The organism is Mycobacterium sp. NGS45 (genome assembly GCF_059812645.1).
This window is the reverse complement of the sequence record NZ_JCALDB010000003.1, coordinates 83,080-103,341: the sequence shown is the minus strand read 5'-3', so window position 1 is coordinate 103,341 and position 20,262 is coordinate 83,080. Positions and strand designations below refer to the sequence as shown.

The 20,262-nt window shown below is 65.4% G+C and carries 20 protein-coding genes; 4 read left to right on the top strand and 16 right to left on the bottom strand.

The features are described 5' to 3' along the window. The first annotated feature begins 75 nt into the window (after positions 1-75). Entirely contained in the window at positions 76-447 is a 372-nt protein-coding gene (locus tag AC5Y3P_RS04285) for an ArsR/SmtB family transcription factor (RefSeq protein WP_500044789.1), read from the top strand. After that, entirely contained in the window at positions 444-2,075 is a 1,632-nt protein-coding gene (locus AC5Y3P_RS04280; protein ID WP_500044643.1) for a SulP family inorganic anion transporter, read from the top strand. Before AC5Y3P_RS04285 ends, AC5Y3P_RS04280 begins: the two co-directional genes overlap by 4 nt. Before the next feature lie 141 nt (positions 2,076-2,216). Here the strand turns inward: AC5Y3P_RS04280 and usfY are convergent, their stop codons facing one another. Next, a complete protein-coding gene (usfY, locus tag AC5Y3P_RS04275; protein ID WP_500044642.1) occupies positions 2,217-2,525 on the bottom strand; it encodes a protein UsfY in 309 nt (102 codons plus the stop codon). Then, on the bottom strand, positions 2,525-2,959 hold the full coding sequence (locus AC5Y3P_RS04270) for a DNA-binding transcriptional response regulator (protein WP_316510452.1): 435 nt from the start codon (positions 2,957-2,959) through the stop codon (positions 2,525-2,527). Before AC5Y3P_RS04270 ends, usfY begins: the two co-directional genes overlap by 1 nt. Positions 2,960-3,076: 117 nt before the next feature. Here AC5Y3P_RS04270 and AC5Y3P_RS04265 point away from each other — a divergent pair, with 117 nt between their 5' ends. After that, on the top strand, positions 3,077-4,150 hold the full coding sequence (locus AC5Y3P_RS04265; RefSeq protein WP_316510453.1) for a class 1 fructose-bisphosphatase: 1,074 nt from the start codon (positions 3,077-3,079) through the stop codon (positions 4,148-4,150). Positions 4,151-4,176: 26 nt separating this feature from the next. Further along, positions 4,177-5,061 (top strand): phosphoribulokinase, encoded by an 885-nt coding sequence (locus AC5Y3P_RS04260; RefSeq protein ID WP_500044641.1) that lies wholly within the window; start codon positions 4,177-4,179, stop codon positions 5,059-5,061. A 15-nt stretch (positions 5,062-5,076) separates the two neighbouring features. Here AC5Y3P_RS04260 and nuoN read toward each other — a convergent pair whose 3' ends face one another. The 14 genes from nuoN to AC5Y3P_RS04190 are packed head-to-tail and all read right to left on the bottom strand — an operon-like array spanning position 5,077 to position 20,163. Beyond that, positions 5,077-6,609, bottom strand: a complete 1,533-nt coding sequence (nuoN, locus tag AC5Y3P_RS04255) for an NADH-quinone oxidoreductase subunit NuoN (RefSeq protein ID WP_500044640.1) — start codon at positions 6,607-6,609, stop codon at positions 5,077-5,079. Further along, on the bottom strand, positions 6,606-8,123 hold the full coding sequence (locus tag AC5Y3P_RS04250; protein WP_500044639.1) for an NADH-quinone oxidoreductase subunit M: 1,518 nt from the start codon (positions 8,121-8,123) through the stop codon (positions 6,606-6,608). The genes nuoN and AC5Y3P_RS04250 overlap by 4 nt, the downstream gene beginning before the upstream one ends. Then, positions 8,120-10,000, bottom strand: coding sequence for an NADH-quinone oxidoreductase subunit L (gene nuoL / locus AC5Y3P_RS04245; protein ID WP_500044638.1), 1,881 nt, complete (start codon positions 9,998-10,000; stop codon positions 8,120-8,122). The genes AC5Y3P_RS04250 and nuoL overlap by 4 nt, the downstream gene beginning before the upstream one ends. A 22-nt stretch (positions 10,001-10,022) precedes the next feature. Next, positions 10,023-10,322, bottom strand: a complete 300-nt coding sequence (nuoK, locus tag AC5Y3P_RS04240; RefSeq protein WP_126334614.1) for an NADH-quinone oxidoreductase subunit NuoK — start codon at positions 10,320-10,322, stop codon at positions 10,023-10,025. After that, complete coding sequence (locus AC5Y3P_RS04235) at positions 10,319-11,116, bottom strand: NADH-quinone oxidoreductase subunit J (protein ID WP_500044637.1); 798 nt, start codon at positions 11,114-11,116, stop codon at positions 10,319-10,321. The genes nuoK and AC5Y3P_RS04235 overlap by 4 nt, the downstream gene beginning before the upstream one ends. After that, positions 11,113-11,637, bottom strand: coding sequence for an NADH-quinone oxidoreductase subunit NuoI (nuoI, locus tag AC5Y3P_RS04230; RefSeq protein ID WP_500044636.1), 525 nt, complete (start codon positions 11,635-11,637; stop codon positions 11,113-11,115). The genes AC5Y3P_RS04235 and nuoI overlap by 4 nt, the downstream gene beginning before the upstream one ends. Continuing rightward, positions 11,630-12,937, bottom strand: coding sequence for an NADH-quinone oxidoreductase subunit NuoH (nuoH, locus tag AC5Y3P_RS04225; protein WP_500044635.1), 1,308 nt, complete (start codon positions 12,935-12,937; stop codon positions 11,630-11,632). The genes nuoI and nuoH overlap by 8 nt, the downstream gene beginning before the upstream one ends. Continuing rightward, positions 12,934-15,288: an NADH-quinone oxidoreductase subunit G gene (locus tag AC5Y3P_RS04220; RefSeq protein WP_500044634.1), complete on the bottom strand. Its 2,355-nt coding sequence runs from the start codon at positions 15,286-15,288 to the stop codon at positions 12,934-12,936. The genes nuoH and AC5Y3P_RS04220 overlap by 4 nt, the downstream gene beginning before the upstream one ends. Next, the gene (gene nuoF / locus AC5Y3P_RS04215) at positions 15,285-16,607 is read right to left on the bottom strand and encodes an NADH-quinone oxidoreductase subunit NuoF (protein ID WP_500044633.1); all 1,323 of its coding nucleotides are present in this window, start codon (positions 16,605-16,607) and stop codon (positions 15,285-15,287) included. Before nuoF ends, AC5Y3P_RS04220 begins: the two co-directional genes overlap by 4 nt. After that, positions 16,588-17,238 (bottom strand): NADH-quinone oxidoreductase subunit NuoE, encoded by a 651-nt coding sequence (gene nuoE / locus AC5Y3P_RS04210; RefSeq protein ID WP_126334620.1) that lies wholly within the window; start codon positions 17,236-17,238, stop codon positions 16,588-16,590. Before nuoE ends, nuoF begins: the two co-directional genes overlap by 20 nt. A 28-nt stretch (positions 17,239-17,266) precedes the next feature. Beyond that, positions 17,267-18,586: an NADH dehydrogenase (quinone) subunit D gene (gene nuoD, locus AC5Y3P_RS04205; RefSeq protein WP_316510460.1), complete on the bottom strand. Its 1,320-nt coding sequence runs from the start codon at positions 18,584-18,586 to the stop codon at positions 17,267-17,269. After that, positions 18,586-19,248, bottom strand: a complete 663-nt coding sequence (locus AC5Y3P_RS04200; protein WP_264002726.1) for an NADH-quinone oxidoreductase subunit C — start codon at positions 19,246-19,248, stop codon at positions 18,586-18,588. The genes nuoD and AC5Y3P_RS04200 overlap by 1 nt, the downstream gene beginning before the upstream one ends. Next, the gene (locus AC5Y3P_RS04195) at positions 19,245-19,799 is read right to left on the bottom strand and encodes a NuoB/complex I 20 kDa subunit family protein (RefSeq protein ID WP_126336903.1); all 555 of its coding nucleotides are present in this window, start codon (positions 19,797-19,799) and stop codon (positions 19,245-19,247) included. Before AC5Y3P_RS04195 ends, AC5Y3P_RS04200 begins: the two co-directional genes overlap by 4 nt. Positions 19,800-19,803: 4 nt before the next feature. Further along, positions 19,804-20,163 carry an NADH-quinone oxidoreductase subunit A gene (locus AC5Y3P_RS04190; protein WP_126334622.1) on the bottom strand — a complete coding sequence of 120 codons (360 nt, stop codon included), beginning with the start codon at positions 20,161-20,163 and terminating at the stop codon, positions 19,804-19,806. Positions 20,164-20,262: the final 99 nt, after the last annotated feature.

The following is a 20,262-nucleotide window of genomic DNA, read 5'->3' as shown; positions in this document are numbered from 1 at the left end:
CCACCGAGTTGGCGGTCACCGTTGACCACCCGTATAGTGACTTGATAATTCCGTCAATCCATAAAGTGAAAGAATCTGCCGGTGCCGTTCGCATCCGACACGCCGCTCTACGAGATCAAGGCGAACCTGTTCAAAGCGCTGGCCCACCCGGCCCGCATCCGCGTGCTCGAGATCCTCTCCGCGGCGGCCGAGCCCACCCCGGTCAGCGAGATCCTCGCCGAGACCGGGATGGAGGCCACGCTGCTCTCGCAACATCTGGCTGTGCTCAAGCGCCACCAGGTGGTCACCGCCGAACGCGTGGGCAACGCCGTCTTCTACCGGTTGGCGCACCCGAAGGTCGCCGAGTTGCTGTTGATCGCCCGGACTTTCCTCGCCGACTCCCTGTCGACGGCCGGTAAGCACCTGGAGGCCATGCGGGGCCTGCCCCCGATCCAGGGCCCGCGGTGACGTCGGCCCTGACCCGCCTGCTGCCGCACCGCACCGATTACGCCGAACTCCCCCGCTCCTGGCGGCAGGACATCGTCGCCGGCGTCACCGTGGGCGTGGTTGCCCTGCCGCTGGCGCTGGCGTTCGGCATCAGCTCCGGTGTCGGTGCGGCCGCCGGACTGGTCACCGCGGTCGTGGCCGGTCTGGTGGCCGCGGTCTTCGGCGGATCGCACGTGCAGGTCTCCGGCCCCACGGGCGCGATGGCCGTGGTCCTGGCCCCCATCGTCGCGGTCTACGGCCTGGGCAGCATCGCACTGGTCACGGTGCTCGCCGGAATCATCGTGCTGGCCGCCGGCATCACGCGACTGGGCCGCGCCGTCACGTTCATCCCGTGGCCCGTGATCGAGGGCTTCACCCTGGGCATCGCCGCCATCATCTTCCTGCAGCAGGTCCCCGCCGCAGTCGGCCAGCCTACCCCCGAGGGCAACACCGCCCTGTTCGCGGCCTGGGACGTTCTCACGGCAGCCGAATGGAGCACGGCGGCACCGCCTTTGGCGGTGGTGGCGTTCGCCGCGGCTTTGATGATCGGGCTGCCCCGGCTGCATCGTTCAATCCCGGAGTCGTTGAGCGCGGTCGTCGCCGCGACGCTGCTGGTCATCGCTCTCGACCTCCAGGTCGCTCGCATCGGCGAGCTGCCCAATCATCTCCCCGCGCCGATCCTGCCCCACGCCGACCTGGGCGCGCTGCGGGCCCTGCTGGGCGCGGCGCTGGCCATCGCCGCGCTCGCGGCCATCGAATCGCTGCTTTCGGCGCGCGTCGCGGCGGCCATGGCACCGACCGGACCGTATGACCCCGACCGTGAACTGGTCGGGCAGGGCCTCGCCTCGGTGGCCTCGGGGATGTTCGGCGGCATGCCGGCCACCGGCGCGATCGCCCGCACCGCGGTCAATGTGCGCTCCGGGGCCCGCACCCGCGTCGCGGCCATCGTGCACTCGTTGTTGTTGCTCGGGGTGGTGTACCTGGCCACCGGGCCGGTCTCGACCATCCCGTTGGCGGCGCTGTCGGCGGTCCTGATGGTCACGGCGTTCCGGATGATCTCGCGCGCCACGATCCTCACCATCCTGCGCTCGACACGCTCGGATGCCCTGACCTTCGTGCTGACGGCGGCGATCACGGTGTGCTTCGACCTCATCGAAGCCGTGCAGATCGGCATCCTGGTCGCCGCGTTCTTCGCGCTGCGCTCGGTGGCCCGGCGCAGCAGCGTGACCCGCGAGAGGCTACCCGGCCCCGCACAGCCCGGGGACGAGCGCATCGCGTTGCTGCGACTCGACGGCGCGATGTTCTTCGGTGCGGCCGAACGCATTTCGACCAGCATCACCGGTGCCGACCAACCCGAGGTCACGGTGGTCATCATCCGGATGTCGCAACTGGGCATGCTCGATGCCACCGGAGCGCACACCCTGGGCCGCATCGCCGAGGAACTGGAGTCGCGCGGCATCACCGTCATCATCAAGGGTGTGCAAGCCGAGCACCTGAAGCTGCTGACCAACGTCGGGGTCATCGATTCGCTGCGCCACGAGAACCACCTCATCGACTCCCTCGACGACGCGATCGCACACGCCCGCAGTCACGCCGCGTCGTCGGATTGACGTCGCGCTCCTCGTCGGTGAAACCCAGTACGAGCAAAGGGTTTCGGGCCGGGGCCTACTTGCTCAGTGGACCCCGGCCCGACCGCACCGATGGCAAGCACTTCGCCCACCATCGACCAAAGCCTGAGCGGCGCTCAACCGTCAATGGATACCGACGCGCGGATGGCCGGGGTGCGCCGACAGCCACCGCGCTTCGATGCGGCGAACCCGGCGCCGTTCGTAACCGATCCACAGCGCGCCAACGATCGTCGCCCCGACCGCGGTCGGGGCCATCAGGGCGACACCAGTCGAATGGCCATAGGCCGCTGACGCGACCGCTCCGATCACCGCGGCCGCCCCCATAACCAGCAGGAACAACCCCGGCCAGAAGTACACGTCGATCATGTGCTCGCCCGCATGCTGATTCGTCGTGCGGAAGTGATCGGTCGGATCGTGATGTGTGTCGCCCATCATGCCTCCTCGAGGGTCAGTACGTGCCTGTCACAATGGCTCGATCCGCTCCGATTCCCATCCCCCATCAGGGGGATGGGAGGAGGCGAATCGCGGGCCGCGGACACCGCCGCGGCCAGCGCGAACGGATCAATCGGCCGCGAGAGCACCGCGTCGGCGCCCGACCAGCGGGCCAGCCAACCGTCACCGGGCCTGCCGGTGAGCACAATGAGCCACGGCAGCGTCGAGAACTCGTCCCGCAGCTGTTTCGCGAGACCGATCCCGCCCGCTGGGGTGGACTCCCCGTCCAGGATCGCCACCTCGAACACAGCGGCTTCGATGTGCGCCAGCAGCACGGCCTGCGTGCCGACTTCGAGACAATCGGTGTCGGCACGCAGCCCCTGCCGGATCTCGCGGCGGGTCGCAGCATCGCTGCTGTAGATGAGGACTCGCATGCCCGAGGATGCTAGGCCGGTCCGCTCGCACCGCACCAGCCATTGCGGGCACTATCCCCTGCCGAGCCACCCGCCGGGGTGATGGTCCATCGGATGCGGTGCCCCAGGCTGGAAACCATGCTCGCTAATCACACGACCCTGGTGCAGTTTCTCATCGAGGAACGTCGCCGACATCCCGGCGCCAGCGGTGACCTCAACGGGTTGATTCTCGATGTCGCGTTGGCGTGCAAGGCCATCGCCTACCGGCTCGGCCAGGGCGCCGTCGGCGGCGTACTGGGCAGCGCGAACGCGATCAACGTGCAAGGTGAAGTGCAGCACAAGCTCGACGTACTGGCCAACGACTACTTCCTGCGGGCCACCGAGTGGACCGGCCAGGTCGCCGGCATGGTGTCCGAGGAGCTCGATGAGCCCTACCTGCTGCCGACGCAGTATCCGCGCGGGAAGTACCTGTTGGTCTTCGACCCGCTGGACGGCTCCTCCAACATCGATGTCAACGTCTCTGTCGGAAGCATCTTCTCGATCCTGCGCGCACCATCACCCGGCGAGGATCCCACCGTCGAGGAGTTCCTCCAACCGGGTTGCGAGCAGGTCTGCGCCGGTTACGCAATCTACGGTCCGGCAACCGTGCTGGTGCTGACAGTGGGCACCGGTGTGCATGCCTTCACGTTGGACCGCGGCATGGGTGAGTTCGTGCTCACCAGTCCGTCCATCCAGATCCCGCGCACCACAACCGAATTCGCGATCAACACCTCAAATCGACGGTTCTGGGAGCCCGCGGTCCACCGCTACATCGACGAATGTCTGGCTGGGCGTACCGGTCCGCGGCACAAGGATTTCAACATGCGTTGGGTTGCTTCGCTGGTGGCCGAAACACACCGGATCATGACCCGCGGCGGGGTCTTCCTGTATCCGCGGGACTCCAAGGACCCCAGCAAGCCCGGCCGCCTGCGACTGCTCTACGAGGCGAACCCCATCTCGTTGCTCATCGAGCAGGCCGGCGGCATCGCCAGCACCGGGCGTTCCCGACTGCTCGACGTTGTACCCACGCAGATCCACCAGCGGGTGCCGCTGGTCTTCGGTGCCGCCGAAGAAGTGCTCAAGATCGAGGAGTACCACAGAGAGAAGAACGACCTTCCACCCTCGTCGCCGCTGTACGGCGAGCGAGGACTGTTCCGCGCTGCCCTGCAATGACTTTTGGATCCGAGTCGAGGTAAACCATGTCACGTCTGCACCCCATCATCTCCATCACCGGATCCTCGGGAGCCGGAACCACCTCGGTGATGCGAACCTTCGAACAGATCTTCCGGCGCGAAGAAATCAACGTGGTGTACGTCGAGGGTGACAGCTTCCACCGCTACGATCGCGCCGGGATGAAGGCCGCGATTGCCCAAGCGGCCGAGCAAGGTAACAACGCGTTCAGTCATTTCGGCCCCGACGGTAACCTCTTCGAGGAACTGCAGGGACTGTTCCAGTCCTACGGTGACACCGGCAGCGGGAAGGTGCGCAAGTATCTGCACGACGAGGACGAGGCCGCAGCCTACGACCAGCCGCCCGGAACGTTCACCCCGTGGGAGGCCATCCCGGACGGCTCCGACATGCTGTTCTACGAGGGTTTGCACGGCGCGATCGTCACCGACGAGGTCGACGTGGCCCGCTACGCCGATCTGCGTATCGGGGTGGTTCCGGTGATCAACCTGGAGTGGATTCAGAAACTGCACCGCGACAGGGCTTCCCGCGGATACACCTCCGAGGCGGTCGCCGATACGATATTGCGCAGGATGCCCGATTACGTGAACTACATGTGCACCCAGTTCTCGCATACCGACGTCAACTTTCAGCGGGTTCCGGTAGTGGACACCTCAAACCCGTTCATCGCCAGGGCGATCCCCACCGCGGACGAGTCGATGCTGATCATCCGATTCCGCGATCCGCACGGCATCGACTTTCCCTATCTGCTGTCGATGCTGCACGGCTCGTTGATGTCTCGGCCCAATACCATTGTGTGCCCGGGCGGCAAGATGGATCTGGCCATGCAGCTGATCTTCACGCCGATGGTCCTCAGGCTGCTCGAGCGGCGTAAAGCTGCGCTGGCCGAGGGATAGATTCGAGGCCGGGGCTCAGCCGGCGAAAGCACCGGCTGAGCCCACCAGGCCCAGCAGCGGCTGCGGCAGTACACCCATCAGCACGGTCAGCGCCACCGCCGCCCCGACCGCGATCGACACCGGCGGGCTGCCCACGATGAACACCCGCGCGTCGGCCGGCGGTTCAGCGAAGAACATCACCCGGATCACCCGCAGGTAGACGAATGCCGCGATAGCACTCGCCAGCACTCCAACCACGACCAGTGCCATTGCGCCACTTTCCGCCGCCGCACTGAACACCGCCACCTTGCTGATGAATCCACTCGTCAGCGGAATCCCGGTGAAGGCCAGCAGGCACACCGTGAATGCCCACGCCAGCGCGGGGGATCGGCGTGCCAGCCCACTCCATCTCCGGATGTCGTTGTCCTCGACTCCGTCGAGATTGCGGACCAGTTCGACGAGCGCGAATGCGGCTATCGCGGCGATCCCGTAGACCAACAGGTAGAACATGACGGCTGCCACCCCCCTGTCGTTGGCCGCCACAATGCCCATCAACAAGAACCCGGCCTGCGCCACCGCCGAATAGCCCAGCAATCGCTTGACATCATTCTGTCCGATCGCCATCAACGCGCCACCCACCATGGTCAGCACCACGATCACCGACAATGCGGCCCGCCATTCGGCAAGCAGATCGGGTAACGCCACGTAGAACAACCGCAGCATTGCACCGAAGGCCGCCACCTTGGTGGCCGCGGCCATGAACCCGGTGATGGGCGTGGGCGCGCCCTGGTAGACGTCGGGGACCCAGGAGTGGAACGGCACGGCACCTACCTTGAACAGCAGGCCGACCGACACCAGCCCCATCCCGATCACCGCCAGCGTGCCGTCACCGTTGTCCGCGATGGCTGTCGCGATCCCACGGAGTGTCAGGGTGCCGCTGTACCCGTACAGCAGCGCCACCCCGTAGAGGAACAGCGCCGACGAAAAGGCGCCCAACAGAAAATATTTCAACGCCGCCTCCTGCGACAGCACCCGGCGGTGACGGGCGAGGCCGCACAACACATACAGCGGGAGGGACAGTACCTCCAGGGCGATGAACATGGTCAGCAGGTCGGCTGCCGCGGGCATCAGCAACATGCCGCCGACAGCGAACATCAGCAGTGGGAACACCTCGGTCTGGATCGCGCCGACCCGGATCGCCGTTCGTTCCTCGGCACCGCCGGGCACCGAGGAAGCCTGGGCGGTGATCGTCATCGAACTCCGACTGCCCAGCACCACCATGGTGAACAGCGCCATGATCAAGATGGCGGCCTGCAGGAAGAGCGTGGGCCCGTCGATCGCGACGGCACCCATGACGGCAAGCTGGCTGGTGCCCGCCAGCGTGACGACGGCCAGCAATGCTGCGAGCAGCGCCGTGTACGCCAGTGCCAGCTGAGCACGGACCCGCCGAGCACGCGGTACGAACCCTTCTATCAGCACGCCCGCGACGGCTGCACCGAACACCACCAAAAGCGGTAGCACAGACCGGTATTCGACCGAAGGCGTGGTAAGTGCGGCGAGTGTGGTCATGGCGCGGGTCCTCTCGCTGTGGCGGGCGCGGGGTCGCTGACCCCGATGGTGGTCAGGGTGTGTGCAACCGCCGGGTTGATCACGTCGAGCGCGGGTTTGGGATGCACCCCGAGCACCAACAGCAGGGCGATCAGCGGTGCCACCACCGCGAGTTCCCTGGGCAATAGATCGCGTAGCCGGTGGTTGCCGTCGGTGACCGGTCCGGTCATCATCCGCTGGTACAGCCATAGGATGTAGATCGCGGACAGCACCAGTGCCGCCGAGGCGATGACGGCGGCTACCGGGTACCGGGTAAAGCTGCCGATGAGCACCAGGATTTCGCTGATGAACGGAGCGAGGCCCGGTAGCGCGAGGGCGCTGAGGCCCGCGACCAGGAAGGTACCGGCCAGTAGCGGGGCGACCTGTTGTACGCCGCCGTAGTCGGCGATGAGCCGAGAACCCCTGCGCGATACCAGGAATCCGGCGATCAGGAACAGTGCTGCGGTCGATATGCCGTGGTTGACCATGTACAGTGTCGCGCCGGATTGGCCCTGGCTGGTCATCACGAAGATGCCCAGGATGATGAAGCCGAAGTGCGAGATGGAGGCATAGGCAATGAGTCTCATGACGTCGGTCTGCCCGGCGGCCAGTATCGCCCCGTACACGATTCCGATCACCGCCAGCGTGATCACCGCCGGACTCAGCAGGACGGCCGAGTCGGGGAACAGTTGCAGGCAGTAGCGCAGCATGCCGAAGGTGCCGACCTTGTCGACGACCGCCATCATCAGCACAGCGGTAACCGGGGTGGCCTCGGTGGCTACACCGGGCAGCCAGGTGTGGAAGGGCCACAGCGGGGCTTTGACCGCGAAGGCGAACAGAAAGCCCAGGAACATCGCGTGCATGACGGCGGGGTTGAGGTTCAACTGGCCGGACGATACCGCGCCGACAATGGTGCGGAAATCGAAGGTCCCGGCTGTTACGTACACTCCGATCACGGCGACCAACATGACCACTCCGCCAAACAGGCTGTACAACAAGAACTTCAGTGCCGCCCGTCCCGCATCGGGTCCCCCGTAGCGACCGATGAGGAAGTACATCGGGATCAGCATCGCCTCGAATATCACGTAGAACAGCAGCACATCCAACGCGATGAAACTCAGCAACACCATCGATTCGACCACCAGCAGCAGTGCGAAGTAGGTTTTGGGGCGACGGGTGTCGTGCCACCCCGCCAGCAGGAGAAGCGGCGTCAGCACTGCGGTCAGCACAACGAGTACCATCGCGATGCCGTCCACGCCCAGTGTGTAACCGGCCCCGAAGAACGGAATCCACGGCAACTCCTCGACCAATTGGTACTGCCCGCCTGCGCGATCGAACCGAACCGCAACCGCGACTGCGAGCCCCAGCACCAGAAGTGCCGTCAGCACGGCGGTGCCCTTGATCCAGTCGGGCCTCTTCGACGGGAGGGCTACCACCACCAACGCCCCGACCAGGGGTGCCAACCACAGCACGCTCAACACGGGTAGCTGATTCATGACAGACCCATCGTCGCGAGGATCCCGAGTAGCAGCACGGCGCCGCCCAGCATCGACAATGCGTAGGACCGGGCGAAGCCCGTCTGGCTCCGGCGGATCGTGGACGATATCGCGCTGATCCCTCGAGCGAGGCCCTCGACCGCACCGTCGATCCCGCGCCGTTCCACCCCGACCAAGGTCTCGGATAGCCGCGCACCCGGTCGCATGAAGACGGCTTCGTTGAACGCATCACCATAGAGATCACTTCGGGCAGCTTCAGTTGTGCCGGTGACCCATTCGGAGGAGACGGGTGACACCGCCCGGGTGGAGTAGGCCCGGTGGGCGATGGCGACGCCGATGAGCACCACCGACAGCGTGATCGCCGACATCACCCACACCGGCACCGTGTGGTGGGCGTGCGCGCCGTCGGGGTTGACGACGGGGGCGAGCCAATCGACCAGTCGGCCGCCGAGGGCCAGCAGCGCGCCGGCGCCGACGGATCCGACGGCCAGCACCACCATCGGCAGCGTCATGCTCGGTGGGGATTCGTGGGGGTGGGTCTGCGGGGCCCAGCGTCGTGGGCCGAAGAACGCCAAGATCATCACGCGGGTCATGTAGAACGCGGTGATGCCGGCGCCCAGCAGCGCGGCTCCGCCCAGCAGCCAGCCGCGTAAACCGCCTGCCGCGAACGCGGTTTCGATGATGGCGTCCTTGGAGAAGAAACCCGCGAACGGCGGCACACCGATGATGGCGAGATAACCCAGCCCGAAGGTGACGAAGGTGACCGGCATCAGGGCGCGCAGTCCGCCGTAGCGACGGATGTCGGTCTCGTCGTTCATGCCGTGCATCACCGATCCGGCCCCGAGGAACAGCCCCGCCTTGAAGAAGCCGTGGGTCAGCAGGTGCATGATCGCGATGGCATAGCCGACCGGTCCCAGGCCGGCGGCCAGCACCATGTACCCGATCTGGCTCATCGTCGAGGCGGCCAGCGCCTTCTTGATGTCGTCCTTGGCGCACCCGATGACGGCGCCGAACAGCAGCGTGACCGCGCCGACCGTCACCACCGCGGTCTGCGCGTCCGGCGCCAGGTTGAACACCGGGCCCGAGCGCACGATCAGGTACACCCCGGCGGTCACCATGGTGGCGGCGTGGATGAGCGCCGAAACGGGGGTGGGGCCCTCCATCGCGTCGCCGAGCCAGGACTGCAGCGGCACCTGGGCGCTCTTGCCGCACGCCGCGAGCAGCAGCAGCAGGCCGATCGCGGTCAGCGCCCCGGTCGACGCGCCGGTGGTACCGGCGAAAACCCCGGCGTACGACAGGGTTCCGAACTGGGCGAACATCACCATCATGGCGATCGCCAAGCCGATGTCGCCGACCCGGTTGACGACGAACGCCTTCTTCGCCGCCGTCGCCGCGCTCGGCTTGTGCGCCCAGAACCCGATCAGCAGATACGACGCCAGGCCCACACCCTCCCAGCCGACGTAAAGACCGAGATAGTTGTCGGCCAGCACCAGCAGCAGCATCGCGGCGACGAACAGGTTCAGGTAGGCAAAAAAACGCCTGCGACCGGCGTCCTGTTTCATGTAGCCGATCGAATAGATGTGGATGAGCGCGCCCACCCCGGTGATCAGCAACACGAAACACACACTCAGGGCATCGAGTTGCAGCCCGAAGTCCACCCGCAGCCCGGCCACCGGCACCCAGGCGAACAACCGCTCACCGATCACCCGGCCCGCGGCCTCGCGCCCCAGCAGATCCGCGAAAAGCACCGCCGCCCAGCCGAACGACGCCACCACGGTGGCACACCCCAACAGGTGCCCCCAGCCGTTGGTGCGTCGGCCACCGAGCAGCAACACCGCGGCCCCGGCCAGCGGCAGCGCGATCAACGGCCACAACATGGTCACTCCCGTAGCCACCTGATCAATGCCTCAGCAGGTGGGCGTCGTCGACGTTGGCGGACTTCCTGGTGCGGTAGATGGCCATGATGATCGCAAGGCCCACCACCACCTCACAGGCGGCGACCACCATGGTGAAAAATGCCACCACCTGACCGTCGAGTTGGCCGTGCATGCGGGAAAAGCTGACGAAGGCGAGATTGCAGGCGTTCAACATCAACTCCACACACATGAACATAATGATCGCGTTGCGGCGCAACAACACTCCCGCAGCGCCGATGGTGAACAACAACGCCGACAGATACAGATACTGGTCCGGATTCACCGGGCACCTCCCGCCCGCTTGGACGGCGATGCGTCACCGTCACCGGCAACTAGAAGCGTCAGGACAAGTCCTCGCCGCTCGAGCGTGCGACTTACCGACAGCTCGCAGATACTGCCGTCCGGCAGCAGTGCGGGTGTGTCGACCGAGTTCTGTCGGGCGTACACGCCCGAGCACGGCAACGTCGACGGGTAGGACGATGCGGCACCGATGTTCGCGAACCGTTCCTGGGCGAGTTCGCGCTGACTCTTGCGGTGTTCGAAGCGTTCCCGGTACGCCAGCACCATGGCGCCCAGCGCGGCGGTGATCAACAAGGCGCTGGTCAGTTCGAAGACCCACAGGTACTTGGTGAAAATCAGCGCGGCCAGCCCTTGCACGTTACCTTCGGGAGCGAGGCTTGCCGAGCGACCACCGGAGACAGCATCGACTCCGCCGATCGTGAACCCGGAGATCGACGCCGAACCGATGGCGGCGGTCAGCAGCAGCCCGAACCCCACTCCGGCCACGATCGCGGCAACCCGTTGCCCCCGAATGGTTTCGGTGAGCGACTGCGAGGAATCCACACCGACCAGCATCAGCACGAACAGGAACAGCATCATCACCGCGCCGGTGTACACCACTACCTGCACCACACTCAGGAACAGCGCATCCTGACTCGCATAGACAATCGCCAGGCCGACCATGGTGCCGGCCAAGCAAAGTGCCGAGTACACCGCCTTCGGCGCGGCCACCACACCGAGGGCAAATACCACGATCAGCGGTGCAATCGCCCAGAAGACAATCGATTCGGTGCTCATCGGTGGGCTCCTCCTTCCGAGGAAATGTGTCCCAGGTAGTAGTCGTCGTCGGTGGCACCGTCGGCCATGGCGTGCGGTGGGGGCTGCATGCCGGGTTGCAGTGGTGCCAGGAGTTTGTCCTTGCCGTAGATCAGGTCCGACCGGTTGTCGTCGGCCATCTCGTAGTCGTTGGTCATGGTCAGTGCCCGGGTGGGGCACGCCTCGATGCACAGTCCGCAGCCGATGCAGCGCAGGTAGTTGATCTGGTAGACCCGGCCGTAGCGTTCACCCGGTGAAAACCGCTCCGCGTCGGTGTTATCGGCGCCCTCGACGTAGATGGCATCGGCGGGGCAGGCCCACGCGCACAGTTCGCAGCCGATGCACTTCTCCAAACCGTCGTCGTACCGGCTCAACTGGTGACGGCCGTGATAGCGGGCCTGGGTGGGCTGCTTACCCTCCGGATACTGCTCGGTGATGGGCTTCTTGAACATCGTCGAGAAGGTCACACCGAAACCGGCCAGCGCGTCTCCGAATCTAGTCATCGCTGCTCCCCCGTTGGCTCAATACGTTGCTGTGAATCGATTTCCCATTCCGGGAAGGTGGAGCGAAATCGGTTCTGACACCGGGCTGTTCACCAGGTCCCGTCAGCGGCGGTACCGGATAACCACCCGCAAGCTGGATGACCGGTTCGGAACCGGTGCCCAGCCGATGCGTGCCGCGTGCACGCGCACGGCGGTATACCCCGGCGACCAGCAGCAAGAAGAGCACTCCGACCCCGAGCGCAGGAAGCACATCATCTTGACCCAGCTCGCGCATGACGGCGACGGTGATGATCCAGGCCAGTGAGGTGGGGATGAGGACTTTCCAGCCCAGGGCCATGAACTGGTCGTAGCGGAGCCGCGGCAGGGTGGCGCGTAGCCACATGTAGAAGAACAGGAAGGCCCAGACTTTGCCGGTGAACCAGATCAGGGGCCACCAGCCGGTGTTGGCGCCCTCGAAGAACAGGCTGATCGGCAGTGGCGCGTGCCAGCCGCCGAGGAACATGGTGGTGGCCAGGGCGGACACGGTGGTCATGTTGATGTATTCGGCGAGCATGAACATCGCGAATTTCAGCGACGAGTATTCGGTGTGGAAGCCGCCGACCAGTTCGCCTTCGGCTTCGGGCAGGTCGAAGGGGGCGCGGTTGGTTTCGCCGACCATGGCCACCAGGTAGACCGCGAACGACGGCAGCAGCAGAAAGATGAACCAGGTGTGCTGTTGGGCGGCAACGATCCCGGAGGTGGCCATGGTGCCCGCGTACAGGAACACCGCCACGAACGACAGGGCCATCGCGATTTCGTAGGACACCACCTGTGCGCTCGAGCGCAGCCCGCCCAGCAGCGGGTAGGTCGATCCGGAGGACCAGCCGGCCAGCACGATGCCGTACACGCCGATGGAGGTGACGGCCAGCACGTAGAGCACCGCGACGGGCAGGTCGGTCAGCTGCAGTGGGGTGTGGTGGCCGAAGATCGACACCACCGGACCCAGCGGGATCACGGCGAACGCCAGGATGGCCGGGATGACCGCGATCACCGGGGCCATCAGGTAGATCGGCTTGTCGGCCCCGGCCGGCGTCAGGCCTTCCTTGAGGGCGAGTTTGACGCCGTCGGCCAGCGATTGCAGCAGCCCGAATGGGCCGACCCGGTTGGGGCCGAATCGCATCTGCATGCGGCCCAGGATCTTGCGTTCCACCAGGATCGCCACCAGGACGGTCAACAACAGGAAGGCGAAGACCGCGACGGCCTTGACGATGATGAGCCAGAGCGGGTCGTGGCCGAACGCTTCCAAACCGGGATAGCTCATGACGGGCTCCCCGCTGCGATATCGACGATGTCTCCGGAACTCGCGCCCAGTTGGGTGTGTACGTGGCTGCCGGGTGAGTTCGTCGGTAGCCACACCACCCGGTCGGGCATCTCGGTGATCAGCAGCGGCAGCGTGATCGACCCCCGGGTCGTGCGTACCGTGAGCGTGTCGTGGGCACCGATCTCGGCTGCGGTGGCCGCCGACAGCCGCGCCACCGGCGGGCGTGCCGTACCGGCCAGATGCGGCTCGCCGTCCTGTAACCGACCCGCATCCAACAACATTTGCCAGCACGCCAGCACCGCCTCGCCGGCAGCCGGGTTCGGCGGCGCGGGTTCGGTGCTGGGCGCCGGTATCGGGGCGCCGTTCCAGGGGCCAAGCGCCGGCGAGGCCGGATCCAATGATCGACCGGAGATGGCCCGGGTAAGCTCGTTCAACACCCGCGCATCGGAATCGGAAGTGGTGGCAATGGCCCGATCGAACGGCCGCAGTCGTCCTTCCCAGTTCAGGTAGGAGCCGGCCTTTTCCGCCACCGGCGCCACCGGGAACACCACATCGGCCAGCGCGGTGACCGCGCTTTCCCGCAGTTCCAAACTCACCACGAACGGTGCGGCCTCGACGGCCGCCCGTGCCGCCACGGGGTCGGGCAGATCATCAAGTTCCACACCACCCACCACCAATGCCTCCAGGTCTCCGCTGCGGGCGGCGGCGAGGATCGCGTCGGTGTCGCGCCCGGGCAGGGCGGGCAACTCCGCAATATTCCAGGCATTCATAACTTGCTCGCGGGCCCGCGGATGGTCAACGGGTCGGCCTCCGGGCAGCAGGTTGGGTAGGCAGCCGGCGTCCAGGGCGCCGCGTTCACCCGCTCGCCGCGGGATCCAGGCCAGCCGCGCCCCCGTCGCATCGGCCAACCGCGCCGCGGCCGACAATGCGCCGGGACTACCGGCCAGGCGTTCACCGACCAGAATCACCGAGCCTTCGGGCACGTCGCCGGCCACGGCGTCGAGTGCGGCCGCTTCACTGCCGGGCGCCGTCATCACCAACCGGCCCTCGAGTTTGGACAGCCCACGAGAGGCATACGGGGCGATACCGATCACCTGCAGGCCGGTGCGGCGCACGGCCTTGCGCAGCCGCAGGAACACGATCGGGGATTCCTCCTCGGGCTCGAAGCCGACCAGCAGTACCGCCGGCGCGGATTCGAGGTCGGCGTAGCTGACCGCCACGACACGGCCGGCGACCCGGGCCGCCAGGAACTCGGCTTCCTCGGCCGAATGTGCTCGCGCCCGCATATCAATATCGTTGGTGTTCAGCACCATTCGTGCGAACTTGCTATACGCCATGGCATCTTCGACCGTGACCCGACCACCCACCAGAACACCGGCCCGGCCGGCCGCGGCAGACAGGCCCATCGCGGCTACTCCGATCGCCTCCGACCACGACGCCGGCCGCAACCCGCGGTCGGTATCGCGCAGCAGCGGGGTGCGGATCCGATCGCCCTGGGTGGGATAGGTGAACGCCCAGCGGCCCTTATCGCAGTTCCATTCCTCATTGACCTCCGGGTCATCACCGGACAACCGGCGCAGCACCTTGCCGCGTCGGTGGTCGGTGCGCTGCGCGCAACCGGAGGCGCAGTGCTCGCACACACTCGGCGAGGACACCAGGTCGAACGGCCGGGCCCGAAACCGGTACGCCGTGCCGGTCAGCGCACCCACCGGGCAGATCTGGACGGTGTTGCCGGAAAAATATGAATCGAAGGACTCCCCCGAGGCAATGCCGACCTGCTGCAGCGCACCGCGTTCCAGCAGTTCGATGAACGGGTCACCCGCGATCTGGTTGGCGAACCGGGTGCAGCGCGCGCACAGCACACAGCGCTCCCGATCCAACAACACCTCGGCAGACAACGGAATTGGCTTTGGATACGTTCTCTTCACCTTGTCGAAGCGCGATTCCGGGCGCCCGTTGGACATTGCCTGGTTCTGTAGTGGGCATTCGCCGCCCTTGTCGCAGACCGGGCAGTCCAGCGGGTGATTGATCAGCAGCAGTTCCATCACACCGTGCTGCGCCTTGTCGGCGGCCTCGCTGGTGTGCTGGGTGCGCACCACCATGTCCGGGGCGACCGCAATGGTGCACGACGCCATCGGCTTGCGCTGGCCCTCGACCTGGACCAGACATTGCCGGCACGCCCCGACGGGATCGAGCAGTGGGTGGTCACAGAACCGGGGAATCTGCACCCCGATCAGCTCCGCCGCCCGAATCACCAACGTGCCCTTGGGGACCGAGATCTGTTGATCATCGATGGTCAGCGTGACCAACTCGACCGGAGGCGCCTGTTGGTTGTGTTCGGCCAGTGTCATGCGCCCACCCCCTCCGGTGCGGCCAGCATGGCCGCATACGGGTCGAACGGACACCCGCGGCCCAGGTGAGCCTCGTACTCGGCGCGGAAATACTTCAGCGAGCTGATGATCGGGCTGGCCGCGCCATCACCGAGCGCGCAGAATGACTTACCGAGAAGCGCATCGGAAATATCCGATAACTTCTGTAGATCGTCACCGGACGCGGTCCCCTCCTCCAGCCCCTCGTAGATCTGGGCCAGCCAGTAGGTGCCTTCCCGGCACGGTGTGCATTTACCGCAGGATTCGTGCGCGTAAAACTGTGTCCAGCGGCGCACCGCCCGGACCACGCAGGTGGTTTCGTCGAAGATCTGCAACGCCTTGGTCCCCAGCATCGAGCCCACCGACACCATGCCCTCGTAATCCAAGGGCACATCGAGATGCTCGGCAGTCAGCAGCGGCGTGGACGAGCCGCCGGGCGTCCAGAACTTGAGCTCATGCCCGGACCGGACGCCACCGGCGTAGGACAGCAACTCGCGCAGAGTGATTCCCAGCGGGGCCTCGTACTGGCCCGGCGCGCTGACATGCCCGGACAACGAGTACAGGGTGAAACCCGGTGACTTCTCCGTGCCCATCGAACGGAACCAATCCGACCCGTTCACCACGATGGGCGGCACCGAGGCGATGGACTCGACATTGTTCACCACCGTCGGGCAGGCATACAGACCCTCCTCCGCAGGGAAGGGTGGCCGCAGCCGGGGTTGGCCGCGGCGGCCCTCCAGCGAATCCAGCAGCGCGGTCTCCTCACCGCAGATATAGGCACCCGCACCCGCATGCACAATCAGATCCAGGTCGAACCCCGACCCACAGATATCGGTACCCAGATAGCCCGCGTCATAGGCTTCGTTCACGGCATCTCGCAGCCGGCGCAATACGGGCACCACCTCACCGCGCAGGTAGATGAATGCATGCCGAGCACCAATCGCATAGGCCGCAATAATCGCTCCCTCCACCAACGCATGCGGGGTGGCATACATCAGTGGAATGTCCTTGCAGGTACCGGGTTCCGACTCGTCAGCATTGATCACCAGATAGTGCGGCTTGGACCGATCCTGCGGTATGAACGACCACTTGTTCCCGGTGGCGAACCCGGCGCCGCCGCGGCCCCGTAGCCCGGACTCCTTCACCAGGTCAATGACCTCGCCAGGCGTCATGGTCAGCGTCTTGTCCAGCGCCTGATAACCCTCATGGCGCAAATAATTGGTGAGCGACCAGGATTCCGGTTCGCCCCAGGACCGTGTCAGAACGGAAACCAACGGCACGTCAGATCCCTCCAGACTCATCGGGGTGGGGTAGGCCGGCGAGGGTGCGTGAGGTGTGGGTGAAAGGGCAGATGACTCCGCCGCGGCTGGCGGTGACTTGTTCTCCGGCACGTAGTCGGTCCACCAGATCAACGGCAGTGCTGGGGGTTTGGTTGTCGAAGAATTCCCAGTTGACCATCATGACCGGCGCGTAATCGCAGGCGGCGTTGCATTCGAGGTGTTCGAGGGTGATCAGGTCGTCATCGGTGGTGTCACCGGAGGTGACGCCGAGGTGGTGTTGGAGGGTGTCGAGAATCGCGTCGCCGCCCATGATCGCGCACAGCGTGTTGGTGCACACCCCGACGAGGTAGCGGCCGGTGGGGGCGCGGCGGTACATGGAGTAGAACGTGGCCACGGCGGTCACTTCGGCGTCGGTCAGTTCGAGTGTGCGGGCGCAGAACCCGATACCCGCGGCCGTGAGGTAGCCGTCTTCGGCTTGTACGAGATGCAGCAGCGGCAGCAGCGCCGAACGCGGCTGCGGGTAGCGGGCCATGATGGTCGCGGCATCGATCGCGAGCCGGTCTTCGATCTCGCGTGGGTAGGTCAGTGGGCCACCGATCGGTGGTCCGAGTTCGTCGGGGCGCGGCCCCAACGTCAGATCGATACTGGTCATAGCCATCCGTTCTTCGCGCGAGCGCTCATCATCGGTCGACTCCTCCCATTACCGGGTCGATCGAGGCGACCGCGGAGATGACGTCAGCCACCATGCCGCCTTCACACATCGCCGCCACGGCTTGCAGATTGGTGAACGACGGGTCGCGGTAATGCACCCGGTACGGCCGGGTGCCGCCATCGGAGACCATGTGCACACCGAGTTCACCGCGCGGCGACTCGACGGCGACATAGCATTGCCCGGCCGGCACCCGGATACCCTCGGTGACCAATTTGAAGTGATGGATCAGGCCTTCCATCGAGGTGCCCATGATCTTGGCGATATGCGCCGGGGAGTTCCCCAAACCGTCGGGGCCGAGCGCCAGGTCGGCGGGCCAGGCCAGCTTGCGGTCTTCGATCATCACCGGCCCGGGCTCCAAACGGTCCAGGCATTGGCGCACGATGCGCAAGGATTCGTTCATCTCTTCGACGCGGATGACGTAGCGGTCGTAGCAGTCACTGTGGGTGCCCGTGATCACGTCGAAGTCGTACGTCTCATACCCGCAGTACGGTTGGGCCTTGCGCAGGTCGTGCGACAGTCCGGTGGAGCGCAGCACCGGGCCGGTGATCCCGAGCGCCATGCACCCGGTCAGATCGAGGTAGCCGATATCGACGGTACGGGCTTTCCAGATCGCGTTACCACGCAGCAGCGCTTCCAGTTCGGCCAGCCGGCCGGGCAACAACTCACACAGCGCGGCGATCTGGGCGGGGACGTCCTCGGGGAGGTCGGCGGCCAGGCCACCGGGCCGGATGTAAGCGTGGTTCATCCGCACACCGGTGATGGCCTCGAAAACCTTCAGGATTTCTTCGCGTTCACGGAACCCGAAGAACATCGCGCTCATCGCCCCCAACTCCATACCCCCGGTCGCCAACGCGACCAGATGCGACGAGATCCGGTTGAGTTCCATCAACAACACCCGGATCACGCTCGCCCGGGCGGGGATGTCGTCGGTGATCCCGAGCAGATTCTCGACGGCCAGGCAGTACGCGGTCTCGTTGAAGAACGGGGATAGATAGTCCATCCGGGTCACGAACGTGACACCCTGGATCCAGTTGCGGTACTCCAGATTCTTCTCGATGCCGGTGTGCAAATACCCGATACCGCAGCGCGCCTCGGTGACCGTTTCCCCCTCGATCTCCAAGATCAGCCGCAACACCCCATGCGTCGACGGATGCTGCGGACCCATGTTCACCACGATCCGATCACGAGCATCGACGTGCGCGGATTGCTGGGCCAGCGCGACGATGTCGTCCCAATCCTGCCCACCCAGGGTGATGGTGGACTCTGCTGCGTCCCGGATATCGGTCATCAGTGATACGTCCTACGCTCATCCGGTGGCGGGATCTGCGCGCCGTGATATTCCACCGGCACCCCGCCCAACGGGTAGTCCTTGCGCTGCGGATGCCCGACCCAATCGTCGGGCATCTCGATGCGGGTGAGCGCGGGATGGCCCTCGAAGATGACCCCGAAGAAGTCGTAGGTCTCCCGTTCGTGCCAGTCCACCGTCGGGTAGACCGAAAACAACGACGGCACACGCGGATCGGCCTCCGGGCAGGCCACCTCCACCTGGATCCGCCGGTCATGGGTGATCGACATCAACGGATAGAACACATGCAACTCCCGCCCGGCCTCGTCCGGATAGTGCACCCCCGAGGCCCCGGCGCAGAACTCGAACCGCAACCCCGGGTCATCACGCAACACCGTGGCCACCGACCGCAGGTGCGCACGGGCAACATCGACGGTGAGCTGCCCGGCATACACCACCACCTGCTCGATAGCGGCCTCGAAACCCTCTCCGAGCGCGGCCGCGAGCCGGTCTATCACCTCGTCGAAATACCCCCCATACGGGCGCGGACCACCACCGGGCAGGCTGATCTCGGAGACCAGCCGCCCATAACCGGACGTATCACCGCTGCCCGCGGTGCCGAACATGCCCCGGCGCACCCCGATGACCTCACGACCACCGATCACCGCAGCAACCCCCGAAACTCCAGCGTTGTCGGCGCCGACAACGCAGCCTCCTCCGCCGCCGCCACCACCTCATCGCGGTGCACACCCAACGGCATCTCGGCGATCTTGGCGTGCAACATCACAATCGCGTTCAACAACATCTCCGGTCGCGGCGGACAACCCGGCAGATAAATATCCACCGGCACCACATGATCGACACCCTGCACAATCGCGTAGTTGTTGAACATGCCGCCCGAGGAGGCACATACCCCCATCGCCAACACCCACTTCGGCTCGACCATCTGGTCATAGACCTGCCGCAACACTGGGGCCATCTTCTGGCTCACCCGGCCCGCCACGATCATCAGATCCGCCTGCCGCGGCGTCGCCGAAAATCGCTCCATCCCAAACCGGGCGATATCGAACCGCGGACCCGCCGTCGCCATCATCTCGATCGCACAACACGCCAACCCGAACGTCGCCGGCCACAACGAACCCTTGCGGACAAACCCGGCGACCTTCTCCACTGTGGACAGCAGGATGCCGCCGGGCAACTGCTCCTCTAAACCCATGGCACTAATCCCAAGCCAGCCCGCCGCGACGCCACACATACGCATACGCCGCGAACACCGCCCCCATGAACAACACCATCTCCACCAGTGCAAACACACCCAACTGGCCGAACGACACCGCCCATGGATACAAAAACACAATCTCGATGTCGAACACGATGAACAACATCGCCGTCAGATAGAACTTGATCGGAAACCGTCCGCCCGACACCGACTGCACCGCGGGTTCAATGCCGCACTCGTAGGCCTGCAACTTCGCCCGGTTGTACCGACGCGGACCCAGAACCAACGCCATGCCGACCGAGCCAAAAGCAAACGCGGCCGCAATCACACCCAGAACCGCGATGGGCAGGTACAAATCCATATCGCTTCCAATCGATGGGGTGACGGGATACGAATGCGTTGATCCCTGTTTATCGATTGGCCGAATCGGCCTGTACCCCACTACGGGGGATTCGCCAGG

What these genes read in the sequence shown, in the direction of transcription:
- usfY (WP_500044642.1), bottom strand. Translation starts at nt 2,525, where the DNA reads ATGGGCGACACACATCACGATCCGACCGATCACTTCCGCACGACGAAT.
- AC5Y3P_RS04270 (WP_316510452.1), bottom strand. Translation starts at nt 2,959, where the DNA reads ATGCGAGTCCTCATCTACAGCAGCGATGCTGCGACCCGCCGCGAGATC.
- AC5Y3P_RS04265 (WP_316510453.1), top strand. Translation starts at nt 3,077, where the DNA reads ATGCTCGCTAATCACACGACCCTGGTGCAGTTTCTCATCGAGGAACGT.
- AC5Y3P_RS04260 (WP_500044641.1), top strand. Translation starts at nt 4,177, where the DNA reads ATGTCACGTCTGCACCCCATCATCTCCATCACCGGATCCTCGGGAGCC.
- nuoN (WP_500044640.1), bottom strand. Translation starts at nt 6,609, where the DNA reads ATGACCACACTCGCCGCACTTACCACGCCTTCGGTCGAATACCGGTCT.
- AC5Y3P_RS04250 (WP_500044639.1), bottom strand. Translation starts at nt 8,123, where the DNA reads ATGAATCAGCTACCCGTGTTGAGCGTGCTGTGGTTGGCACCCCTGGTC.
- nuoL (WP_500044638.1), bottom strand. Translation starts at nt 10,000, where the DNA reads ATGTTGTGGCCGTTGATCGCGCTGCCGCTGGCCGGGGCCGCGGTGTTG.
- AC5Y3P_RS04235 (WP_500044637.1), bottom strand. Translation starts at nt 11,116, where the DNA reads ATGAGCACCGAATCGATTGTCTTCTGGGCGATTGCACCGCTGATCGTG.
- nuoI (WP_500044636.1), bottom strand. Translation starts at nt 11,637, where the DNA reads ATGACTAGATTCGGAGACGCGCTGGCCGGTTTCGGTGTGACCTTCTCG.
- nuoH (WP_500044635.1), bottom strand. Translation starts at nt 12,937, where the DNA reads ATGAGCTATCCCGGTTTGGAAGCGTTCGGCCACGACCCGCTCTGGCTC.
- AC5Y3P_RS04220 (WP_500044634.1), bottom strand. Translation starts at nt 15,288, where the DNA reads ATGACACTGGCCGAACACAACCAACAGGCGCCTCCGGTCGAGTTGGTC.
- nuoF (WP_500044633.1), bottom strand. Translation starts at nt 16,607, where the DNA reads ATGAGTCTGGAGGGATCTGACGTGCCGTTGGTTTCCGTTCTGACACGG.
- nuoE (WP_126334620.1), bottom strand. Translation starts at nt 17,238, where the DNA reads ATGACCAGTATCGATCTGACGTTGGGGCCGCGCCCCGACGAACTCGGA.
- nuoD (WP_316510460.1), bottom strand. Translation starts at nt 18,586, where the DNA reads ATGACCGATATCCGGGACGCAGCAGAGTCCACCATCACCCTGGGTGGG.
- AC5Y3P_RS04195 (WP_126336903.1), bottom strand. Translation starts at nt 19,799, where the DNA reads ATGGGTTTAGAGGAGCAGTTGCCCGGCGGCATCCTGCTGTCCACAGTG.
- AC5Y3P_RS04190 (WP_126334622.1), bottom strand. Translation starts at nt 20,163, where the DNA reads ATGGATTTGTACCTGCCCATCGCGGTTCTGGGTGTGATTGCGGCCGCG.